This is a genomic window from Microvirga flavescens (assembly GCF_003290125.1).
GTDB lineage: Bacteria > Pseudomonadota > Alphaproteobacteria > Rhizobiales > Beijerinckiaceae > Microvirga > Microvirga flavescens.
The window spans coordinates 983,956-1,003,526 of record NZ_QMKH01000001.1 but is presented as its reverse complement, the minus strand read 5'-3'; the positions used below and the strand labels follow the sequence as shown (position 1 = coordinate 1,003,526).

Sequence of the window (19,571 nt, the reverse complement as noted above, 5' to 3'; positions counted from 1 at the left end):
GTTGGCGAAGAGGAATTCTCAGGTTCATTGAGTTAGTGGCTGGAGCATTGACCAATCTGTCTCATCCCCTTCCCCTTCGCCCGGCGGGTTTACGATGGCCGTCGCCATCGTGCCGCCACTGTCAAGAAAGTGGAATTCAGCTGCTACGCCCAATTCGTTCCGTCTTATCGACTGCAATGAGGAACGCTGAAGAAATTGCGACACTGGAACGGCGGCGTTTCAAATGCGGCCCAGCAGAAGCAACACGAGAAGAACGATTAGCACCACACCCAGGATACCGCTCGGACCATAGCCCCAATTCTGGCTGTGCGGCCAACGAGGAATCGCGCCTATCAGGAGAAGAATCAAAATGACGAGGAGGATAGTGACCATGACCGGACCCCATGCAGACCGCATCAAGTGCGCAAAACTACCATTTTTAGGGTGAGCCTGCCATCAATGTTATGAGCCTTGTCTCGCCGCCATTCATTTTCGGCTCGCCTCAGGCCTCTTGCGAATTCAGCTCATCGCAACTGAAGCATAGAGGAAAGATAAAACTTCCCTCGCCAAGATTGTCGTTCGGGAGGCGCTCTGGAACACGATGAGAACCCGGACGTTTTTCCGCTGATTCTTTTCTGAAGGAGGCAGTCATGGTTGATCGCCCGGTCGCATCTCCCTCCGAAGACAGCCGTACAATCCTTCTCAACAGAGTGGCATGGGGTGCCGTTTTTGCTGGCGTGGTTTTGGCTCTCGTCACTCAGCTCATTCTCAACATGATCGGACTGGGAATCGGAGTTTCGACCCTCAATCCAACGGCAGGCGCGAATGCAAACCCATCCCCGATGTCCCTGTCCATCGGCGCCGGATTGTGGTTCGTGCTCTCCGGTGTCGTCGCTGCTTTCGCAGGCGGTTACGCCGCCGGAAGGCTTGCTGGGAAGCCGAAGCAATCAACAGGGGGCTGGCATGGGCTAACAACATGGGCCCTGACGACCCTGATCGTGTTCTATCTTCTGACCTCTGCCGCAAGCAGTCTTGCTGGAAGCGCATATGGAACGCTTGCAGACGTCGTTGGCGGCGTCGGTCGAGCCATGGGGCCAACCGCGCAAACCGCCATACAGGCGGCGGCGCCATCGCTGTCGCGGAGTGTCGACCCCTTCCTTGCAATCGAGAACCAAATCCGCGGCGTCGCGGTGGGCAACGATCCAGCCGCGCTAAGGGATGCCGCTGTGACAGCCGTTCGCGATTTTCTGTCGGGTGATCCGGCACAAGCTCAAGCTGTCCGCGATCGTGCTACTTTAGCTCTCGCCCGTGTGCAAAGCATCCCAGAGGACCAAGCACGAGCACGGGTTCAACAGTTTGAACAGGAGTACCGCCAAGCCGTCGACCGGGCCGCGTTGCAAGCGAGACAAGCGGCCGACGCGGCCGCGAGGGGTGTTTCGCGCGCGGCCTTGTTCGGTTCGTTTGCTTTGCTTCTGGGGGCGCTGGCAAGTTGGCTCGGAGGCCGCGCCGGTACGGTGTATTCAACCCCATCCTCCCGCAGCGTGGAGTTTGAAGTGACCCGGGAAGTGTTTGAGCAACCTCACGGATTCTCGACAACTCCTCTTGGCGAGCCGGTCCGGCGCCCTTAGGGAGCGCCCGCGATGAGGGAAAAGCCCCATCTCCTTAACAATCTGCGACCGTTCCACGGAGGAGCGAAACGATCGTCTTATGGCGGTCGCGACACACGCTCACAACCATATGGCTACGCGATCTTTTCGGGATCTACGCCCTGGTCTCGTCGATGAGATCGAAGCATTCTTCAAACTATACAACAAGTTTTCCCAGAAACGGTTTCGCTCCATCGCGCGTCGGGGGCCGAAGCAAGCTCTCAACCTCATTGAAAATGGGATGAAGTTATATCAGCGGGCAGGAGGAGAGATCGAAGGGAAGAAGTAGTAGGCTCAACGGGAGGGATAGATAGCATCATGAATCGAATAGGTCACTTTGGCCCGGATCAAATTCAGATCCTGCAACAAGCCTATCATCAGGCACTTCACGAACTCACCGAGGAGACTTCTGACCACGTAGTCCCAGCGCGCCAAGTGCGGCGCCTGCTGGCACGTCTCATCATCGAAGCGGCGGGTAAAGGACAGAGCGACCCTCAGGTCCTTTCGGAAACTGCGCTGAAGGTGCTTGAGTCAGAACATCTCCCCAAGGGAGAATAGTGTCGTCAATTTTTTTAGGCCATTCGTGGTCGAGGATCACATTCGACGCTTCGCCTTTCGCGAGACGCTGGACTTCGACTGGACGATATCGGGAGACAAGACGTGAACCGCTCGCTCATCATCTTTCTGCACGGAGTCGGTAGCCGGGGTGCGGATCTCGCGCCGATCGGCGGTCTCTGGCGGCAGACGTTGCCGTCGACGGATTTCGCTGCGCCGGATGCACCGTTCATGTTCGACCAAGGCGGCCCGGGCCGGCAGTGGTTCAGCGTTCGTGGCGTCACCGAGGCCAACCGTCCAGAGCGTGTGGCGCAGGCCCGCGCGGCCTTCGATGCGACCATTGCCGCGATCGTTGCCGAGCATGGACTGACAGACCATCCCGAGCGGATTGCGCTGATCGGCTTCTCGCAGGGAGCGATCATGGCGCTGGACGTTCTCGCCTCCGGTCGCTGGCCCATAGCGGCTGTCGTCGCCTTCTCGGGGCGTCTGGCCTCGCCCGAGCCGATTACGCCGTCATTGACGACGAAGACGCTGCTTGTTCACGGTTCGGCCGATCCGATCATGCCCGTGCGTGAGAGCGAACTTGCCGAAATCCGTCTTCGCGACGCCGGCGTCGCTGTGGCCCGCGGCGTCTATCCCGGCCTCGGCCATTCGATATCCGGGGAAGGTGCGGAGCTGGCATCGCACATGCTGGCCGAGACGCTGATGGAGACGAAGGCGAAATGACCGCGACCTGCACGGCTAGTGACTAGATATGCCGGTCCAGCGGGATCCTGCTCACAATCCAAAGCACCTTCGCAGGGGAGCCGGTCTTGTTTCGCACCGCATGCGGCTCGCACCCGTCGAATAGAAAGCTGTCCCCCTCAAACAAATCGCACTTCCGTCCCTTGACCTCCAGTTCCACTTCACCCTCGAGGACTAAGCCCGCCTTGTCGGAAAGGGAGCTCAGCGGGGCGTCACCCGTGGAGCCGTAAGGAGGGATATGCAGGATCATGATTTCGAGGTTCTTTGAGGTCCCTGTCGAAATAAGCTCCTTTGTAAGATGCCCCAGATCGCAAAAGGGGCGGCGATCCTTGCGGCGAATAAAGTCTGGATCGTCGTGCCGGGAAGGAACGTTCGGAAAGAGGGTGCTTACCGTGGTGCCAAGCGCGGCCTGAATCTTGGTGATCACCTTGAGAGACGGGTTGGCAATATTACGCTCGATCTGGCTGAGCGTCCCTGTAGACACACCTGCCTGCTCGGATAATTCCTTAAGGGACATGCCGCGCGCCTGTCTCAGCGTTTTGATGCGGTCGCCCGGAAACGGCGTTTGCGCAGCCCCTTCCGAGGCACTGGCGGGCCGCAACCTTTGATCGAGCTGCTCACTTTCATATGACAAGGCATTCATCCCTATAAATGTGTATTTATGACCGCTGGCAGCACAAAATCACCGCCTCAACTTTGTTGCATTATTTAGTGCGGCGCGGCCTTGAAAGCTAGATAGGCAATTTTATCACCCGTTGCAGCGGCCTGGTTCGCCTGCAACGGATAGGCGAGCAGAATCCCCGATTCCGGTGCCAGGATCCGCTCCATCTCGGTGCCCCAGATGTCCCGGAGGATTGCCAATGTATCCCCCTTCACGACCGGCTCGCCGCACGCTGCGGTGAAGGAGCAGATCCCTCCCTTGCGCGCGCTCAATGTCGTATAGTCCATGATATCTTCGAAGAAGACATCCATGGTCGTGGCCTCAACTTCGCCGGGAAGCATCTTCAGGCTCTTGAGGACATTCAGGATACCCACGACGCCCGTTCGGATCGATGTCTCGTCCAGGCGGCGGGAAAAGACAAACTCGGGAGTGATGCTGGGCTTGCCCCTGGAAACGCAATACCCTCGGAGCGTGCCCTTGTGGGCGGTCCCGGCATTGAGAATGGGATAACCGAATGCACGTGCCATCCGAATGGATGTTTCACGAACGTCCGGGTCCCCATCCTCCCCGACAATGGTGAAATGGATGGATGGCGGGTTGCAGGAATGACAGTCGATGACGTAGTCCGCGCGATCGAGCAGCTCCTGCGTGATAACGCGTGCGACCTTGTGAGATAACGTCCCGCCATCGGCCCCGGGAAACACGCGGTTCATATCCTGGAAGTCATGCGGTGTAACGCGTGTCGAGGCATGAAAGGCCCAAGGGTTGAGCTGCGGAGCGAGGATGATAGTTCCTTTGACTGCCGCGGGGTCTAGATGTTCCTGAAGCAGACGCCGGCAAATATCGATCGTGACGATCTCGATACCGTGAAGCCCACCCTCCACCAGAAGGACGGGGCCGGGCTCCCGGCCATTCACCACCGCAATCGGAATCGTTATCTCCCGGCCATCCATCCCAAACGCTACCGCCAAGGTTCCAGTTAGAGAGGCGCCGGGCGCTGCTTCGATTGATCCGATCTTAAACATGATGTTCCTGCATTCTTATTCTGCGTGGCGATGGCGGTTCAGGCTGCCTCATGTGTCTCGATCGGCACGGCTTCACCGACGATCTCGCCGGCATGCGTCGGGTAGTAATTGCAGCGGAGGGCGGCGATAAAGGCGTTATCGTGCGGAGAGCGGATCTCCTCGGTCGTCTCACCGAACATATTGATCATACGTCCGAGAAGCTGCCCCTTTGAGACGATAGTGCCCACCTTGCAGGCAGGAACGAACATGCCGCCTTCGCGATTGTGAATGAAGGTCCCATCGCTGACGATCGTATATTCCTTCTGCCTTGGAGCGGGCCCTGGAAGAATACCGACGGCTTTCATGAAGCCATCGATTGAAGTCAGATAATCCTGCAGGTTTTGGTCTGTGAAGGTTCCGCCGCCACACTCAATCGTCACGGCAGGAACGCCGAGTCGCAATGCTTCCGCCGTGACGGTCGCGCCAAGGCCATCCCTCTCCTTGGCGCGCCAGATGGTGCTGCACCCCACTTGCTTCGCCAGTTCTTTGGACCGCTGAACGACCTCGCTGCCATCATCTTTGTAGATGACGTAGAATGGCACCTCGGCACCAATGCCGCCGCTGTGCAGATCAATGATGTAATCTGCCTTTCCAATCTCGGTGCGGAGAACGGCCGCAAGCTGAAAACTATACGAACCGCCCATGCTTCCCGGAAACAGGCGATTCAGATTCTGTCCGTCGATATACGACACACGCGATCTGAAGTTGAACGAAGGCGGGTTGGCCACCGGAACGGCGATGATTGTGCCGCTCAATTCATTGACGTCGACATTCTGCATGAAGTTGATGATGGCGGCGGCGCCACCGTATTCTTCTCCATGAACACAAGCCTGAAGCCAGACTGTCGGTCCTTTTTTCCTCCCGGTTGCGATCAGAACGGGAAGATTGATCGGGGACGCATCTGCCATGCGCCCGACACGGATCTCGCCTCGCACGATCAACCCGGGTTTTCCGATCGCGGAACCTACCTGAGTGCTCATGTCTAACCCCCTGTTGCTTCGTTGTTCTGCTCATGTTGACGCGCGACCTCCTGCTGGGCCCGCATCTTCGCGCAAATGGAAAGGCGGCGTGCCGCGGCGGGAGACATATCGCTGCCCTGCGATACGGGGGACCACTCCAGATCCTCGTCAGCGCGATGACAGGCAACAAGGCGACCATCCCCAGCTGGCACAAGGGCGGGAGCCTCCACGCGGCATCGATCCGTCGCAAACCGGCATCGAGGATGAAAATGGCACCCGCTCGGTGGGTTTATCGGACTGGGAGGATCTCCCATCGGCGCGAGACGATCCGGCTTGCGGCGAGGATCCGGCTGCGGCACTGCGGCCAGGAGAGTTCGCGTGTAGGGATGCCTGGGGTCGGCAAACAGTGCTTCCTTCGGTGCTGTCTCTACGATGCGGCCCAGATACATCACCGCAACGCGGTCCGCCATGTACCGCACAACCGACAGATCATGAGAGATGAAGAGATAGGACAAGGAGAGCGACGACTGGAGATCCTTCAGCAGATTCGTGATCTGCGCCTGGATCGAGACATCGAGCGCGGAGACAGGCTCGTCGCAAACGATCAGACTCGGATTAAGCGCCAACGCCCGTGCGATGCCGATGCGTTGTCTCTGCCCTCCCGAGAATTCATGAGGGTATCGCTTGGCATGGTAGTCTGCCAAGCCGACTTGATTCATCAGTGCGGCGACGCGCGCCTTCCGCTCGGACGCATCCCCGACACCGTAGATGACCAGCGGCTCTTCCAATATTTCCCCGACCTTCATGCGCGGGTTGAGTGAGGCGAACGGATCTTGAAAGATGATCTGCATCCGGCGCCGCACGTCATGCAGGGCCCGAGCGTTGCTGCTCGTTATATCCATCCCTTCGAATTTGATGGTCCCCGAGGTGATGTTCTGCAATCGAAGGGCCAGTCGTGCGGTGGTCGACTTTCCGCATCCGCTCTCGCCGACAAGGGCGAGGGTCTCACCTCGATTTATCGTGAACGAAACCCCATCGACAGCGCGAACAAGGCTCTTCTCTCCTGAAAGGAAGCTGGAATTGGCGGGGAAGTGCTTCTTGATATCGATGACTTCCATCAGTGGCGCGTTCATTCGGCAAGCTCCCGGCAATTTTCTTCCACGGGCGCACGAATGCAGGCGACGAAATGTCCTTCCGATATTTCGCTCATCCTCGACGCTCCTTCTATTTTGCATTCCGCGATGCAGAAGTCGCACCTCGGGTGGAACCGGCATCCGGTCGGCATTCGGAAAAGCGGCGGAACGCTTCCTTTGATCGCGACAAGACGCTTTGCGTCCTCAGAAATTTTGGGAGTGCTGCCGAGCAGACCGAGCGTATAGGGGTGCTGGGGATCGTCGAAAACATCAGAGACGCTTCCCGTCTCGACAATTCGCCCCGCATACATGACAGCCATGTCGTCAGCCATTTCCGCAACAACGCCGAGATCGTGCGTGATCAAGATGATCGACATTCCGGTCTCATTTTGGAGGCTCTTCAACAATTCCAGAATCTGGGCCTGGACAGTGACGTCCAGTGCGGTTGTCGGCTCGTCTGCAATCAGAACTTCCGGCTCACAGACCAGCGCCATGGCGATCATGACTCTCTGGCGCATTCCTCCCGATAACTGGTGAGGATACTCATCAACGCGCCGCTCTGCGGCAGGTATTCCAACGCGCTTAAGCGCCTTGATCGCCCTTTCCCTGGCCACGCTAAAGGTCACGTCCTTATCGTGTGCCCGAATGGCCTCGATGATCTGGTTGCCGATTGTGAAGGCAGGGTTAAGGCTGGTCATCGGCTCCTGAAAGATCATGGCGATCCGCTTTCCGCGGATCGCCTGCATCTCGGCTTCCGGGACTCCGACGAGCATTTTTCCCTCAAAGTCGATACGACCGTCCGAAACTCTTCCGTTTCCGGGAAGCAACTGCATGATCGAAAGCGAGAGCATTGATTTTCCGCAGCCGCTCTCCCCCACGATCGCTAAGGTTTTCCCTCGCCGCAGCGATATATTCACCCCGTCGACCGCCGCGACTTCACCCGCGTCCGTCCTGAAAGTCGTACGCAATCCTGCAATCGAGAGGACGACGTCGTGTGAAACGGAGTCTGCCCGTAGCTCACTGAAGTATGGTGATGATTTTTGCGTCATGCCCGGACCTCTAGTCGTTCTTCAAATAGGGATCCATGAAGTCTCGGAGTCTGTCTCCAAGATCGTTCACGAGGAGGACGGCCAGGACGATGACGAGGCCGGGGAAGAAGGAGACGGACCACGAGAGGCCGAGATATTTCGAGCCGTCGCTGATCATGCCGCCCCACGTGGGTGTTGGCGGTTGAACGCCGAGACCGAGGAAGCTGAGAGTCGCTTCCACCAGCATCATCCGCGCCATCTCGAATGTGGCGTAGACAATGATGGATGAAAGGATATTGCGCAGAATGTGACGGAACATGATGCGCATATGACCGGCGCCTATCGAGCGAGCCGCCTCGATATATTCAAGGTCGCGGACAGAGATCACCGCTCCGCGAGTAATTCGGGCGAACTGGGGCCACGCGGATAGACCCATGACAATGATCAGGTTCGACAAGGACGGACCGATCACGGCCACGATAGCAATGACGAGAAGAACAACCGGAAAGGCGAGTTGAACATCGATTGCCCGAACGACGGCGCTGTCGACCCGGCCGCGGAAATATCCCGCCACAAGGCCTGCCGTCGTTCCAACGACTGCAGCGACGCAGACCGCAAGAACGCTTGTGATGATTGTCACCCGTGCACCGAAGATGATGCGGGAAAGGATGTCGCGCCCCAACTGGTCCGTCCCAAGAATGTATCCGGAAATTCCGCCGGGCAGGAATGACGGTGGCTTCAGCCGGCGTATGAGAGACTGCGCATAAGGGTCCTTTGGAGCCAGGAACTCGGGAAATGCCGTGCACAGCAGAAGGACGGCCAAAGCGAGAAACGGCAAGAGCGCAGACAGCTTCTTGACGATACGCCGCCTGTTCACCCCATTCGGCACAGTTGGCGACTTTGAAGTTAAAATCATGGTCTACCTCCTGATTGCTCTATTGATACCGAACCCTTGGGTCCATGAGCGCGTAAACGACATCGACCAGGATGTTCACCACGATGAAAACAATTGCGAAGAAGAAGACGACGGCCTGAACGACCGGAAAGTCGCGGGCATAGATGGCCTGAATCGCGAGGCGACCGACGCCCGGCCACGCAAAGACCGTTTCGGTCACGACAACACCACTCATCAGCGCGCCGATCTGCAGGCCGATAACGGTGATCACCGGTATGAAAGCGTTCCGCAGGGAGTGCTTCCAGACAACGATATATTCCTTGAGGCCCTTTGCGCGAGCGGTCCTTACATAGTCGCGGCGGAGTTCATCCAACATGCAGGATCTCGTTACGCGGGCAATAAGCGGGACCAATCCACTGGCGAGCGTAAGGGCCGGCAAGACAAGATTCGAAACCTCGCCGCGTCCGCCAGTCGGAAGCCACCCAAGACCAACGGCAAAGACCATGATCATCAGGATGCCAAGATAGAACGACGGAATCGCTTGGCTGACCGCGACGGCGTTTCTGATAGCTCTATCGACGAGAGAGTTACGCCGCTGAGCCGCAATGACGCCGAAGGGAATGCCGAGCAAGACGGCAAATCCAAGAGATGCGACAGCGAGCTCCGTTGTAGCCGCGAGCCGTTCGAGAACCAACGTGGATGCCGGTTCCCCGAAACGAAGCGACATTCCAAAATCACCGCGAAATGCGTTTTCACAGAAGAGAAGAAGCTGCTCCCAGATCGGCTTGTCCAATCCATGCAGGGCGCGGAATGCTGTGCGCGCCTCGTCGGAGGCATCCATCGGAAGCATCAGCTCCGTGGGATCGCCGCTCAGGCGCGTCAGCAGAAAGCAGATGATCGGAACGGCAATAAGCGTCGGAATCGTGGAGATAAGTCTGCGAATGACGTATTTAAGCATCGCGTGGCTTCTCTTTTAACTGAAAGATGGCGCTCTGGTCGCAGCAGGCGCTCGCGACCAGAGCGGAGTGCTGACATCTATTCGACGGACATGTCGTATACCGCGAACCTCTGATCGCCGCGCGGCACGAAGTTCCTGACCCGCTTGGACACCCCGTAGAGATCGTTGGCCTGATAAAGGTAGATCATGTACGCTTCGTCATGCATCAGCTTCATCGCGGCTTTATAGATGTCGTCGCGTTTCTTCTGATCGAGCTCCTGCGATCCCGCTTTGATCAATTCGTCGAGATTCTTGTCGTTGATGTAGGAGTACCGCCAGGTCGACAGATATGACGACAGCATCGCATCCGGGTCGTCTTGAGGAGCGGAGCCACGCAGCGCCATGGCGCCGAGATCCCGGTTGTTGAGCTGCGTCAGGAACTCTCCTGCTTCGAGCGTCACCATCTTGACCCGCACGCCAACCTCTCCGAGCATGCCCGCAACGGCCTCGGCAACCTCCTTGTCCTGAGCATAGCGCCCCGAGGAGAACTTGAACGTGATATCCAGGCCATCCGGATAACCTGCCTGCTTCAGCAGCTCCTTCGCCTTCTTCTGATCGAAAGGATAATCCTTGATCGCGGGATCGAACCCGAGTTGGTTCGACCGAAGAATCTGGCCGCGAAGAGGGGTTGCGATGCCCGAGAACAGGCTCTCTCGAATGGCGTCCTTGTCGACCGCGTAGTTGAACGCCTGCCTGACCAGTTTGTTGTGCTGCGGACCGGGGTCTTTATCGAGATTCGAAAAATCGATCTTGAAGATCCGGTAGCTTGGCACGGACAAAAGCGAAACCGTCGAGCGGCTCTTGATCTGCGGCGCAGACGCTACCGGGACATTGGCCGCAACGTCGTATTCTCCTGCAACGAGGCCTGCGGCGCGGGCGGTGTCGTCCGGAACCGGCTTCCATACGATCCTGTCGATACCCTTGGGAGCCTTGCCCCAGAAGCCGGGGTTGCGCTCCATGACCACCCGATCATCACGAACCCACTCTTTCAGCTTGTAAGGCCCGGTTCCGACAGGCTCCCGCCCGAATTTTTCAGGGCCGACTTCCGCCCAGTACTTCGGTGGAACAATGTAGATCTGACTCAGGAGCAGATCGATTGCCGGATACTTCTGCGAAAGTTTTATGAGAACCGTGTTGTCATCGACACGCTCAACACTCCCGATCTTTGCAGCATCTCGCGCATAGGCGGGGGTGATTGCCTTGTCCATGAAGATTTTGATGCTCTGAACAACAGCGTTCGCGTCAAGCGGCTCGCCGTTCGTAAACTTCACACCCTTCCGAACGAAGAGTTTGATCGTCGTCGGATCGACCATCTCGTATCGCTCGGCGAGGATCGGAACCGCCTTGTCGATTGCGGGATCGACCCACAACAGGGATTCAATAATGGCGTTTCCTACATTCATCTGCTCTTGCGACGTTGAAAAGTTCGGCCACAAGGACTGCGGATCGTAGCTCTGGGCGATCGTCAGCGTCGCGCTCTCCGCCGGTTTTGACAGCAAAGGCATGCCGAGCATCGATGAAAGCAGGAGACCGGCGGCAAGAGGAAGGCTCCTCGTCCGGTTACTTGTTCTACCCTTTATTTTCGCCATATCATCAAGTCCTCTGGTTTTTAGAGACGCGACAGCGCCCCGGGTTCATTGCGCCAACTCGCCAGCCGGCGAAGCTCGGTGAAATGAATTCTAAAGATCGATGAAGATGCTCCCGTATTCATCGATGCGGACATTGCCGGACGGCCCGACGACGACCGTGCACTCCCGTTCCTCGATGATCGCCGGCCCAGGAAATGCCATTTCCGGCGCCAGCAGATAACGGTCGTAGACCGGCGTGTTGACGTACTTCCTGAGCTCGGTGAAATAGACGTCCCGCGAACCTTTCTGCGCCTGCGAGAAGTCAGTTCCTGAAGAGGGAACTTTCATCAGCTGCAGATTGGGCATTCCTGCACCGACGGTCATCCTGCATGTGATGAGCTGCACGGGAAGATGGCGATGTGCGTGTCCGAACTTCTTCTCATGAACGTCGTAGAACAATTCGGAGATGCGATCCGGCGCGCCCTCTCGGATGAGCTCGGCGGGAATCGTCACCGTCACTTCATGGCCCTGGCCCTTGTGGCGCAGATCCATCTGATAGGCGATCGAGATTTCGGGAGATCCCCGTTCGATGCCGATTCCGTCGAGGATCTTCAAGCCTTCCTCGGCCATCTCCTCATAGAGATGCTCGATCTCGCTCCAGGGAGTACGATTAAGCTGAGTAACGAGAGACCGGGCGAAGTCGAATGAGACGCCGCTCGTGACAAGACCCATCGCCGAGGCCGCCCCTGCACCATTGGGAATGATGACGCCCTTCATGTGAAGCGCACGCGCCAACTCATAGGCATGAGCCGGTCCGGCACCACCAAACGCAAACAGATAGAACTTGCGCGGATCTTCACCTCTCTCCGTGATATGAACCTTCATTGCGGAGAGCATGCTTTGATTGACCACATCGAAGACACCGGCCGCGGCAGCTTCCACGGAGAGTCCCAGCGGATCCGCCACACTCGTCTTCAGCGCGTCCCTCGCTGCGTTGAGATCGAGCTTCATGGACCCGCCAAGGAAGTAGCCCGGATTCAGGTTACCCAAAACGAGATTGCTGTCCGTCACCGTCGGCAGATCGCCGCCGAGGCCATAGCAGGCGGGACCCGGTTGAGCGCTGGCGCTGTGCGGCCCGACCTTGAGAAGACCCAGTTGATCAACCCCGGCGATGCTGCCGCCTCCCGCGCCAATTTCGATGAGTTCGATCATCGGTATCTTGACCGGAATGCCGCTTCCCTTCTTGAAGCGCGCTACTCTGCCGAACTCGAAGATGTTGGACTTGGCCGCCTCGTAGTTTTTCACGACGCCGACCTTGGCGGTTGTTCCTCCCATGTCGAAGGTGACGAGGCTTGGGATGCCGAGCTGCTTCGCATAGAAAATCGCAGCAAGAACTCCTGCGGCTGGTCCGGATTCGAGCATCCGGATCGGAAATTCCTTTGCCACGCCGGCATCGGAAACGCCGCCCGACGACAGCATCATGTAGAGATCTTTTCCGTATTTCGCCGTCTTGAGAGTGTCGGTGACGACGTCGAGATATTCTTTTGTGATCGGCATCGCATACGCGTTCGCGCTCGTCGTGCTCGTTCGCTCAAACTCTCGTATTTCCGGAGCGACGGAACTCGACATGCATATGACGACGTCGGGCATCTCCCGCTTCATGATCTCAGCCGCGCGACGCTCATGCGCCGGGTTTCTGAACGCATGAATGAATGCGATCGCGACGGATTTGACGTCAATTTCCTTCAGGTGCGCGCAGAGTGAAACGATTTCCGACTCGGAGAGGGGAGTGATGACACTTCCGTCGCTTTTCAGACGCTCCCCGACCTCAAATCGCAGATCGCGGGGAATGAGCGGCGCAGGCTTCTCCATGAAAAGATCATAGAGATCGTAGCGAACCTCGCTCCCCATCTCCAGGATGTCCCTGAACCCTTGCGTCGTCACAAGCGCGGTCTTCACTCCACGACGCTCAATCAAGGCATTGGTAATGAGAGTCGTTGCATGAATGGCGACATCGAGATCGGATCCGTCGATCTCCAGACGCTCAAAAAGGAGATTGAACCCGTTTCGAACGCCGCGCGAGGGATCGTCCGGCGTCGTAAGGCACTTTTCCAAAAACATCTCACCGGATTGCTCGTCTGCAATAACGAAGTCCGTGAAGGTCCCGCCGATGTCGAAGCCGAGGCGAAGCTTGCGCGTCATTTTAGTGTTCCACATGCTTTCGGGGATCAGATTCATTGTTCGGTCGCGTGGCCATAAACATCACGCGCCGCGTCCGGGCTTATCAGTCCCAGCTTCAGGTCCTGTGCGACCTGGTCGGAGTCTCTCTCCCGTGGATCGCCGAACCCGCCGCCTCCAGGAAGGTTCAATGTGAAGTCCTGCCCCGGCATGAGTGTGAACGGATCGGGCTCGATTGAAGCGCCATCCAGAAGTAGCTCTCCCAGCCCACCGGGTTTCCCACCCAGGAGACCGTCCGCAGGAAAGCGCGTCCGGTCGGGACGGATCGTGATGCGGACGGGCAGATCGCCAGCGGGAGTTACGCGGATTGTCTGGCCAAGGCCGCCGCGGAACTGACCTGCGCCTCCCGAGTCTTGACGGAACGCCCGCTCTTTGATCAGCACGGGGCCGTTTGTTTCAATGATTTCTGCGGGTGTGACCATCGAGCAGCCAGGGAAGGCCGTCGTGGAATGCCCATCCAATCCGCGAGAGGCGCCCTGACCGCCATTCGGCAGAACATGAACGATGAATGGATGCCCATCATCGTCGTTGCAGAGGAAACGCAGCGACCAGAATGAACCGCTTGTCGCCTGCACGGCGCCCGGCGTGACTTTCGACAGCGCATCGTAGATCGCCGTGTGCGTGTGGAAGCTTGTTCTTGATCGTGCCCTGACAGCAGCGGGGAAGCGCGCATTCAAAATGCTGCCCTCAGGCGCAAAGGTCTTGATAGGGCTGAACAAGCCTTCATTGTTCGGAAGATCGGGACACAGGCTGCACTTTAGCGCGAGAAGGGAATGCGCGTGCGTGACGTTTTTAACGACATTGACCGCAGCATCCGACTTCTGCGGGCTTGATCCGGTATAATCCAGGAACATGCTGTCATCTCTAACGGAAATCTTGAGGCGTATTTCCGTGACAGACGTCACACCGTCGCACTGCGCAAACCCCTCATAGTCTCCATCGGGAATACACGAAATCGCCGCCCGCATGGCCGCTTCGGAGCGCGCCAGAATGAAGTCGGCCGCCGCGCTCATTGCCGGAAGGCCGTACTCCTTGACGAGTTCAACATAACGCTCCGCGCCAACCTTTGCGGCGCCGATGATTGCACCGACATCTCCAAGAACAAGGCGAGGGAATCGGACATTTGCCTCGATCATGCGAATAAGCTGATCGTTCGGCTTTCCGCCTTCGTAAAGTTTGCTCGGCGGAATGCGCAAACCTTCCTCGTACAGATCGCGCGCGTTCAGTTCATCCAGTCGTCCGCCAATGTCCGAGATGTGCGCCGCAGTCGCGATGAAGGCCACGATCTTCCCTTCATGGAAGACGGGCATGACGATGTAGAAGTCGGGAAGATGCCCGTGACACAGCCAGGGATCGTTCGTGATGAGGACGTCACCCTCCTTCAGAGTCTCCCGGGGGAAGACCTCGAGCATCGAGCGTGTCGCGGTGGGAAGCGAGCATGTGAAAGCCGGAACGCAAATCTGCGACTGCGCGATGGACCTTGCCTTCTCGTCGAGAAGGACAACCGCGTAATCTCGCGATTCACTGACGATCGTCGAGAAAGCCGTCCGCAAAAGGATGGTGTCGACTTCATCCATCATCGCGGTGAGGCGCCCCCATTTGATTTGATGCTCGACGACGTTCTCAGCGGAGCTGCCATCTGCAGGAGGGAGTGCTGCGCTTTCTTCCACGCGGATATCCATTGGGTCTGTCCTCGCAAATCTGTCTGGGCCGGTAGCCTCGGTGGAGAGGCGTCGCTGAATCGAAAAGTTTCATTAAATTGAAACTTACGCAAGGTGAGCTTTGCTGAAATTTACCGCAACCGGCAGAATATTAAGGCACCATTGGAGTACGGGCTGCGCCAAGGGCGGGATCAGCAGAAATCATGTTTCATCATTTAAATGAAACATCGAGACTTTGAGAGGCACTCGGCAGGAGCTTCTGCAGGACACGCAGGCCGTTTCGTCTCGTTGCCGCCCTCGGAAGGGAGGCTCGTCAGGCAGGGCCCCGAAGATCAAGGATGCAATAGATTTTGCGCAGATGCTCGCCGACGAGAAAATTGCACTCCGTGCCTTTTGGGATGAAGAGCGTCTCGCCTGGACCGTAAGTTTCGACGTTTCCCCGTTGGTCCGTTATCGATGCTTCACCTTCGAGGATATGCATCAGTTCGTATCGAGGAAACGGGCCCTTGCTGCGGTGATAGGGTCCCGTCTGCCACACACCGATCCGCCATGCTCCGGTGGCGTTTTCGAAAGCCGTTCTCGCATGAAGAACGGGCGGAGGACCAAGCAGAGGATCGGATGGATTGACCGCGATTGAGCTGAGCGGTGCAGCTCCGTCGACAACTAAAGATGGCGCAGGGCTGGTTATTCCTTGTTCATCCTGCTTGTCGAAGATCATGAAGTACTTTTTTACCGGGACATCCTGATGCCATCGGCATTCAAGGCCCTTCGGCAGGAGGAAGGATTGCCCTGCTTCGATGACTGTCCTGTCACCCGCCTTCGTTATAATGGTAACAGCCCCCTCGAGAACGATCATGAATTCGTGGACGGGGTATGGAGCCATGACACCGGTGAAAGGTGTCGACTCCCAGATGCCGACCGAAACGCCGGAAGCTTCATCTTCGTAGAAGAGTTCGCCTCTCTGCGTCGGAAGGACGTCCGCCGCCTCGTCTATGAGGACAGGATCCCAAATGGCGAGATCGGTCCCCCGAAGTCCGTTTGGTTGGAAGCGGATTGGGTTTGTCGGCATTGTTGAACCCCCGTTCAGCATATCGGCGTCCGACACTCGCTGGGCCAGAACGCTTCCCTTTTAGTTTTCGGAACTGCGAGGGACTGCCGCGAGATTCGGCGCGGCAGCCCCCATTGGATTTCTCGTTACTTCGGCCAGACGTCTCCAAGAACGCGAAGCCAGTTTCCTGACATCACCTTCTCGATTTCGCTTTCATGGAAGCCGCGCGCCCGCATCTTGTCCCAGACCGTCGGCGTCTGAGACATTGTCTGCATCCCCGTGGTCACGTGGTTTCCATATTGATACCAATCGCCGAGGACGCCGGTGATGTTCGGATAGATTCCGTTCGGCCCCCACATCGTCTCCCACTTCGCCTGATCTTCGCCATTGGCCTCTGGAAGGTCGCTCGCGTAAGCGACATGGTCGATCCCGCCCACCTTGATCAGGTGTTGCATGTGATCGATCACATCATCGAGTGAGGGCTTTACGTCCCAGCGCAAGAGCGGCGCCCATGTGACGGCGCCAATCAGGCCGCCATTCTTGGCGACAGCGCGGATCAGATCGTCAGGCTTGTTCCGCGGGCTCGGGCACAGCGCGAATGCGTTTGCGTGGCTGAAGACGAGCGGCGACTTGGCGGCCGCAATGTAGTCGGCGCTGGTCTTGTGGCCGCAGTGGGACAGATCCACCAGGATGCCGAGCTCTTCCATCGTCGCAAGCCATTGGCGACCGGCCTCGGTGATTCCCTTGTCGCCACCATTCGTAAAGGACGCGCCGTAACCAAATGCGTTCCGCTCGTTATAGGTCGGTTGAATGATCCGCATCCCGAGCGACTTGAAGCTTGCGAGAAGTTTCACATCCGGCTCGGCCATGAGCGTGTTTTGCGCTCCCAGGATGATCCCTATGACGCCTTTCTCATGTGCGGCCTTGATCTCATCGACGGTTGTCACAATCGTCGCGAGGTCGGGCATGGATTCGATAGTGTCCCGCGCCTGCTCAAGCTGGAGCAGCGCATCATGCAAACCGGCCGGCGGACGGATCGCCGTCAGATTGAGGGCGGATACCCCACCTTCTTTTGTCCGGATCAATTGCTCGCGCGTGAGACCGGCACAATTGAGCCCGTCGATGACGAGAGGTCTCGAAGATTGTGAAGCTTGGGCAGACATTGACATCCTCTTTTCAGGTACAGGTTTCTGCGGAGCGCAGAGGGTGCCGGCGACAAGAATTCCAGTGTAAGCGAGTCTCGGCTTGCCGCAGGAAGACGCGAAGATCCCTCGCCACATCCGCTGTTGCGGAGGCGACGTTCAACGATCTTCAGGTTATGGAGAGAGTGCGCTCTTTGGCCCATCGGCAGGCCGACGGATCGTCAGCCAAAGCGGCACAGTCGATCCAACACTTGCACGAAGAGTGGCAATTGCTCGCCATCCCCGTGCAAATGAGAACAAGGGCAGCAGCCTATTTCAGGGACATGCCGTAGATCGTCCACCGCTGGTCGCCTCGTGGAACAAAACCACTCACGCGGTCAGCAATGCCGTAGAGGTCGATTGCCTGGTACAGGAACAGCACCGATGCCTCATCGTGCATGATACGGCCAGCCTTACGATAGATCTCGGCGCGCTTTTCGCGATCCACTTCCTGCGCGCCCGCATCGATCAGCTTATCCAAATCTGGATTTGATACGTAAGAGTATCGCCAATCCGACCGATATTGAGACATTTGAAGATCAGGATCATCTGCCGGCGCCAGACCGACATAACCCATTGGCTGCAACTCCCGTCCGCTGAGCTGGCGCAGGAACTCGCCGGGTTCGAGCGACATCATCTTGGCGTTGATGCCAACCTCGGCAAGCATGCCGGCGACGGCTTCCGCGACTTCTCTATCCTGCGCATAGCGGCCTGTCGGGAACTTGAATGCGATCTCGAATCCTTTGGGGAAACCGGCTTCCGCGAGGAGCGCCTTGGCCTTGGCCGGGTCGTACGGATAGTCCTTTATCGCAGGGTCGAACCCGATCTGGGATTCACGCAAAAGCTGTCCATTAAGAGCTCTCGCTTCCCCACGGAAGAGTCCGTCAATGATCGCCTTCTTGTCGATCGCATAATTGATCGCCTGACGAACGCGCTTGTCGTGCAGAGGGCTCTTCTGATCCGGAAGGTTCGAAAGCCCCACTGTGAAAATCCGGTAGCTCGGAATCGAGAGCAGCTTGAGCCCCTTCTGCGACTTGACCTGATCGGACGACATGATCGGGACATTGGTGGCGATATCGAACTCGCCTGCGAGAAGCCCCGACGCCCTCACCGTATCATCGGGGATGGGCCGCCAGACGACCCGCTTGATTCCTTTCGGCGCCTCGCCCCAATAGTTCGGGTTTGCGTCCATCACGAGGCGGCTGTCGCGGACCCAGTCCTTGAGCATGAAGGGCCCTGTGCCAACAGGCTTACGCCCAAAGCCATCCGCGCCACCGACTTCGCGCCAATACGCAGGCGGCAGGATGAAGACCTGGCTGAGAACCAGGTCGAGAGCCGGATAGGGAAACTTCATGTGAACCAGGACGGTTCTATCGTCGACTTTCTCGGCCTTATCGATTGTGACTGCGTACCGGCCATAGGCGGGCGTCGTCTTTACATCCATGAAAACGTTGAAGGAGTGCACCACTGCATCGGCATTGAGCGGCTCACCATTCGTGAACTTGATGCCGGGCCGGAGTGTGATCTTCACCGTCTTTGGATCAACCAGATCATATTTCTCTGCGAGAATTGCTTCTGTCTTGTTCGTCTTGGGATCCACCCAGAACAGCGTCTCGACAATGAGATTGCCGACGTTGATCTGCTCTTGAGTCGTCGAATAGTTCGGCCACAACGACACAGGATCGAAGCCTTGTGCAATTGTCAGAGTCCCCGCCTCAAGCGCCGGTGCGGGCGTCGGTAACCAGGGTGCGAGAAGGGAAGCGGCAACAAGGGCGGTCGTGAAGTTCCGTCTGGTTATTGTCATTGAAATGGGCTCTGTCTGTTTTCAGTGTGGGGAGGACAGTCCTGGACATTTTTCGAGTGGCTAGATGACCCCAAGAACCATGCACCCGAGACGCAACGTCATCTGCAAGCATCGTCCTTGTACCGCTGTGCGCAGCGCGCCCTCCTTTCCGCTTTCACGCAGCCCTGCCGAAATCGCTCAGGCCATCGCTCCAATCAAAATGAAGGATTTCATTTTTTTAAAAAACACACAAGCTGATTTCAGCGGAGAACCCGCCCGAAAAATTCTCATTTTGAGGCGTGTTTTTAGGAAAAGTAATTATTCTTAGATAGTTAGCTGTCTTGCGCGGCAGTCAATGTTCTTCAATTGAGCGCTCGCCTTTGCTTCATTATAATGAAGCAAAGGCGGATCTTGAAACCTCAGACAAGTAT

The 19,571-nt window shown here is 57.4% G+C and carries 18 protein-coding genes; 4 read left to right on the top strand and 14 right to left on the bottom strand.

The window, feature by feature from the left end:
* Nucleotides 1-219: 219 nt before the first annotated feature.
* Nucleotides 220-372 (bottom strand): DUF3309 family protein, encoded by a 153-nt coding sequence (locus DQW91_RS04495; protein ID WP_112662309.1) that lies wholly within the window; start codon nt 370-372, stop codon nt 220-222.
* A gap of 257 nt (nt 373-629) precedes the next feature.
* Between DQW91_RS04495 and DQW91_RS04490 the strand changes: the two genes are divergently transcribed.
* The 4 genes from DQW91_RS04490 to DQW91_RS04475 all read left to right on the top strand — a co-directional run bounded on the left by DQW91_RS04490 (nt 630) and on the right by DQW91_RS04475 (nt 2,906).
* Nucleotides 630-1,607: a PhnA-like protein gene (locus DQW91_RS04490; RefSeq protein WP_198411769.1), complete on the top strand. Its 978-nt coding sequence runs from the start codon at nt 630-632 to the stop codon at nt 1,605-1,607.
* Nucleotides 1,608-1,635: 28 nt separating this feature from the next.
* Nucleotides 1,636-1,914: an inorganic diphosphatase gene (locus DQW91_RS17335; protein ID WP_425373372.1), complete on the top strand. Its 279-nt coding sequence runs from the start codon at nt 1,636-1,638 to the stop codon at nt 1,912-1,914.
* A gap of 29 nt (nt 1,915-1,943) precedes the next feature.
* Nucleotides 1,944-2,183 (top strand): hypothetical protein, encoded by a 240-nt coding sequence (locus tag DQW91_RS04480; protein WP_112662307.1) that lies wholly within the window; start codon nt 1,944-1,946, stop codon nt 2,181-2,183.
* 102 nt (nt 2,184-2,285) lie between these two features.
* A complete protein-coding gene (locus tag DQW91_RS04475) occupies nt 2,286-2,906 on the top strand; it encodes an alpha/beta hydrolase (RefSeq protein ID WP_112662306.1) in 621 nt (206 codons plus the stop codon).
* Between the two features lie 22 nt (nt 2,907-2,928).
* On the opposite strand, the gene DQW91_RS04470 is transcribed toward DQW91_RS04475, so the two are convergent.
* The 13 genes from DQW91_RS04470 to DQW91_RS04410 form a co-directional block, all read right to left on the bottom strand.
* Nucleotides 2,929-3,558, bottom strand: coding sequence for a helix-turn-helix domain-containing protein (locus tag DQW91_RS04470; protein WP_198411768.1), 630 nt, complete (start codon nt 3,556-3,558; stop codon nt 2,929-2,931).
* 74 nt (nt 3,559-3,632) lie between these two features.
* On the bottom strand, nt 3,633-4,610 hold the full coding sequence (locus DQW91_RS04465; protein ID WP_112662304.1) for a succinylglutamate desuccinylase/aspartoacylase family protein: 978 nt from the start codon (nt 4,608-4,610) through the stop codon (nt 3,633-3,635).
* 38 nt (nt 4,611-4,648) lie between these two features.
* Entirely contained in the window at nt 4,649-5,584 is a 936-nt protein-coding gene (locus DQW91_RS04460) for a succinylglutamate desuccinylase/aspartoacylase family protein (protein ID WP_245410907.1), read from the bottom strand.
* A 47-nt stretch (nt 5,585-5,631) separates the two neighbouring features.
* Nucleotides 5,632-6,741 (bottom strand): ABC transporter ATP-binding protein, encoded by a 1,110-nt coding sequence (locus DQW91_RS04455; RefSeq protein WP_112662302.1) that lies wholly within the window; start codon nt 6,739-6,741, stop codon nt 5,632-5,634.
* Nucleotides 6,738-7,790 (bottom strand): ABC transporter ATP-binding protein, encoded by a 1,053-nt coding sequence (locus tag DQW91_RS04450; protein ID WP_112662301.1) that lies wholly within the window; start codon nt 7,788-7,790, stop codon nt 6,738-6,740. Before DQW91_RS04450 ends, DQW91_RS04455 begins: the two co-directional genes overlap by 4 nt.
* A gap of 10 nt (nt 7,791-7,800) precedes the next feature.
* Nucleotides 7,801-8,685, bottom strand: a complete 885-nt coding sequence (locus tag DQW91_RS04445; RefSeq protein WP_112662300.1) for an ABC transporter permease — start codon at nt 8,683-8,685, stop codon at nt 7,801-7,803.
* A gap of 19 nt (nt 8,686-8,704) precedes the next feature.
* Nucleotides 8,705-9,622 (bottom strand): ABC transporter permease, encoded by a 918-nt coding sequence (locus DQW91_RS04440; protein ID WP_112662299.1) that lies wholly within the window; start codon nt 9,620-9,622, stop codon nt 8,705-8,707.
* A gap of 77 nt (nt 9,623-9,699) precedes the next feature.
* Nucleotides 9,700-11,166 (bottom strand): ABC transporter substrate-binding protein, encoded by a 1,467-nt coding sequence (locus DQW91_RS04435; protein ID WP_157961338.1) that lies wholly within the window; start codon nt 11,164-11,166, stop codon nt 9,700-9,702.
* A 174-nt stretch (nt 11,167-11,340) separates the two neighbouring features.
* Nucleotides 11,341-13,431, bottom strand: a complete 2,091-nt coding sequence (locus DQW91_RS04430; RefSeq protein ID WP_198411766.1) for a hydantoinase/oxoprolinase family protein — start codon at nt 13,429-13,431, stop codon at nt 11,341-11,343.
* 32 nt (nt 13,432-13,463) lie between these two features.
* Nucleotides 13,464-15,149 carry a hydantoinase B/oxoprolinase family protein gene (locus DQW91_RS04425; protein ID WP_112662296.1) on the bottom strand — a complete coding sequence of 562 codons (1,686 nt, stop codon included), beginning with the start codon at nt 15,147-15,149 and terminating at the stop codon, nt 13,464-13,466.
* A 292-nt stretch (nt 15,150-15,441) separates the two neighbouring features.
* Nucleotides 15,442-16,233 carry a cupin domain-containing protein gene (locus DQW91_RS04420; protein WP_112662295.1) on the bottom strand — a complete coding sequence of 264 codons (792 nt, stop codon included), beginning with the start codon at nt 16,231-16,233 and terminating at the stop codon, nt 15,442-15,444.
* An 89-nt stretch (nt 16,234-16,322) separates the two neighbouring features.
* A complete protein-coding gene (locus tag DQW91_RS04415; RefSeq protein WP_157961337.1) occupies nt 16,323-17,339 on the bottom strand; it encodes a dipeptidase in 1,017 nt (338 codons plus the stop codon).
* A gap of 289 nt (nt 17,340-17,628) precedes the next feature.
* Nucleotides 17,629-19,161, bottom strand: coding sequence for an ABC transporter substrate-binding protein (locus DQW91_RS04410; protein ID WP_112662293.1), 1,533 nt, complete (start codon nt 19,159-19,161; stop codon nt 17,629-17,631).
* Between the last annotated feature and the right edge of the window lie 410 nt (nt 19,162-19,571).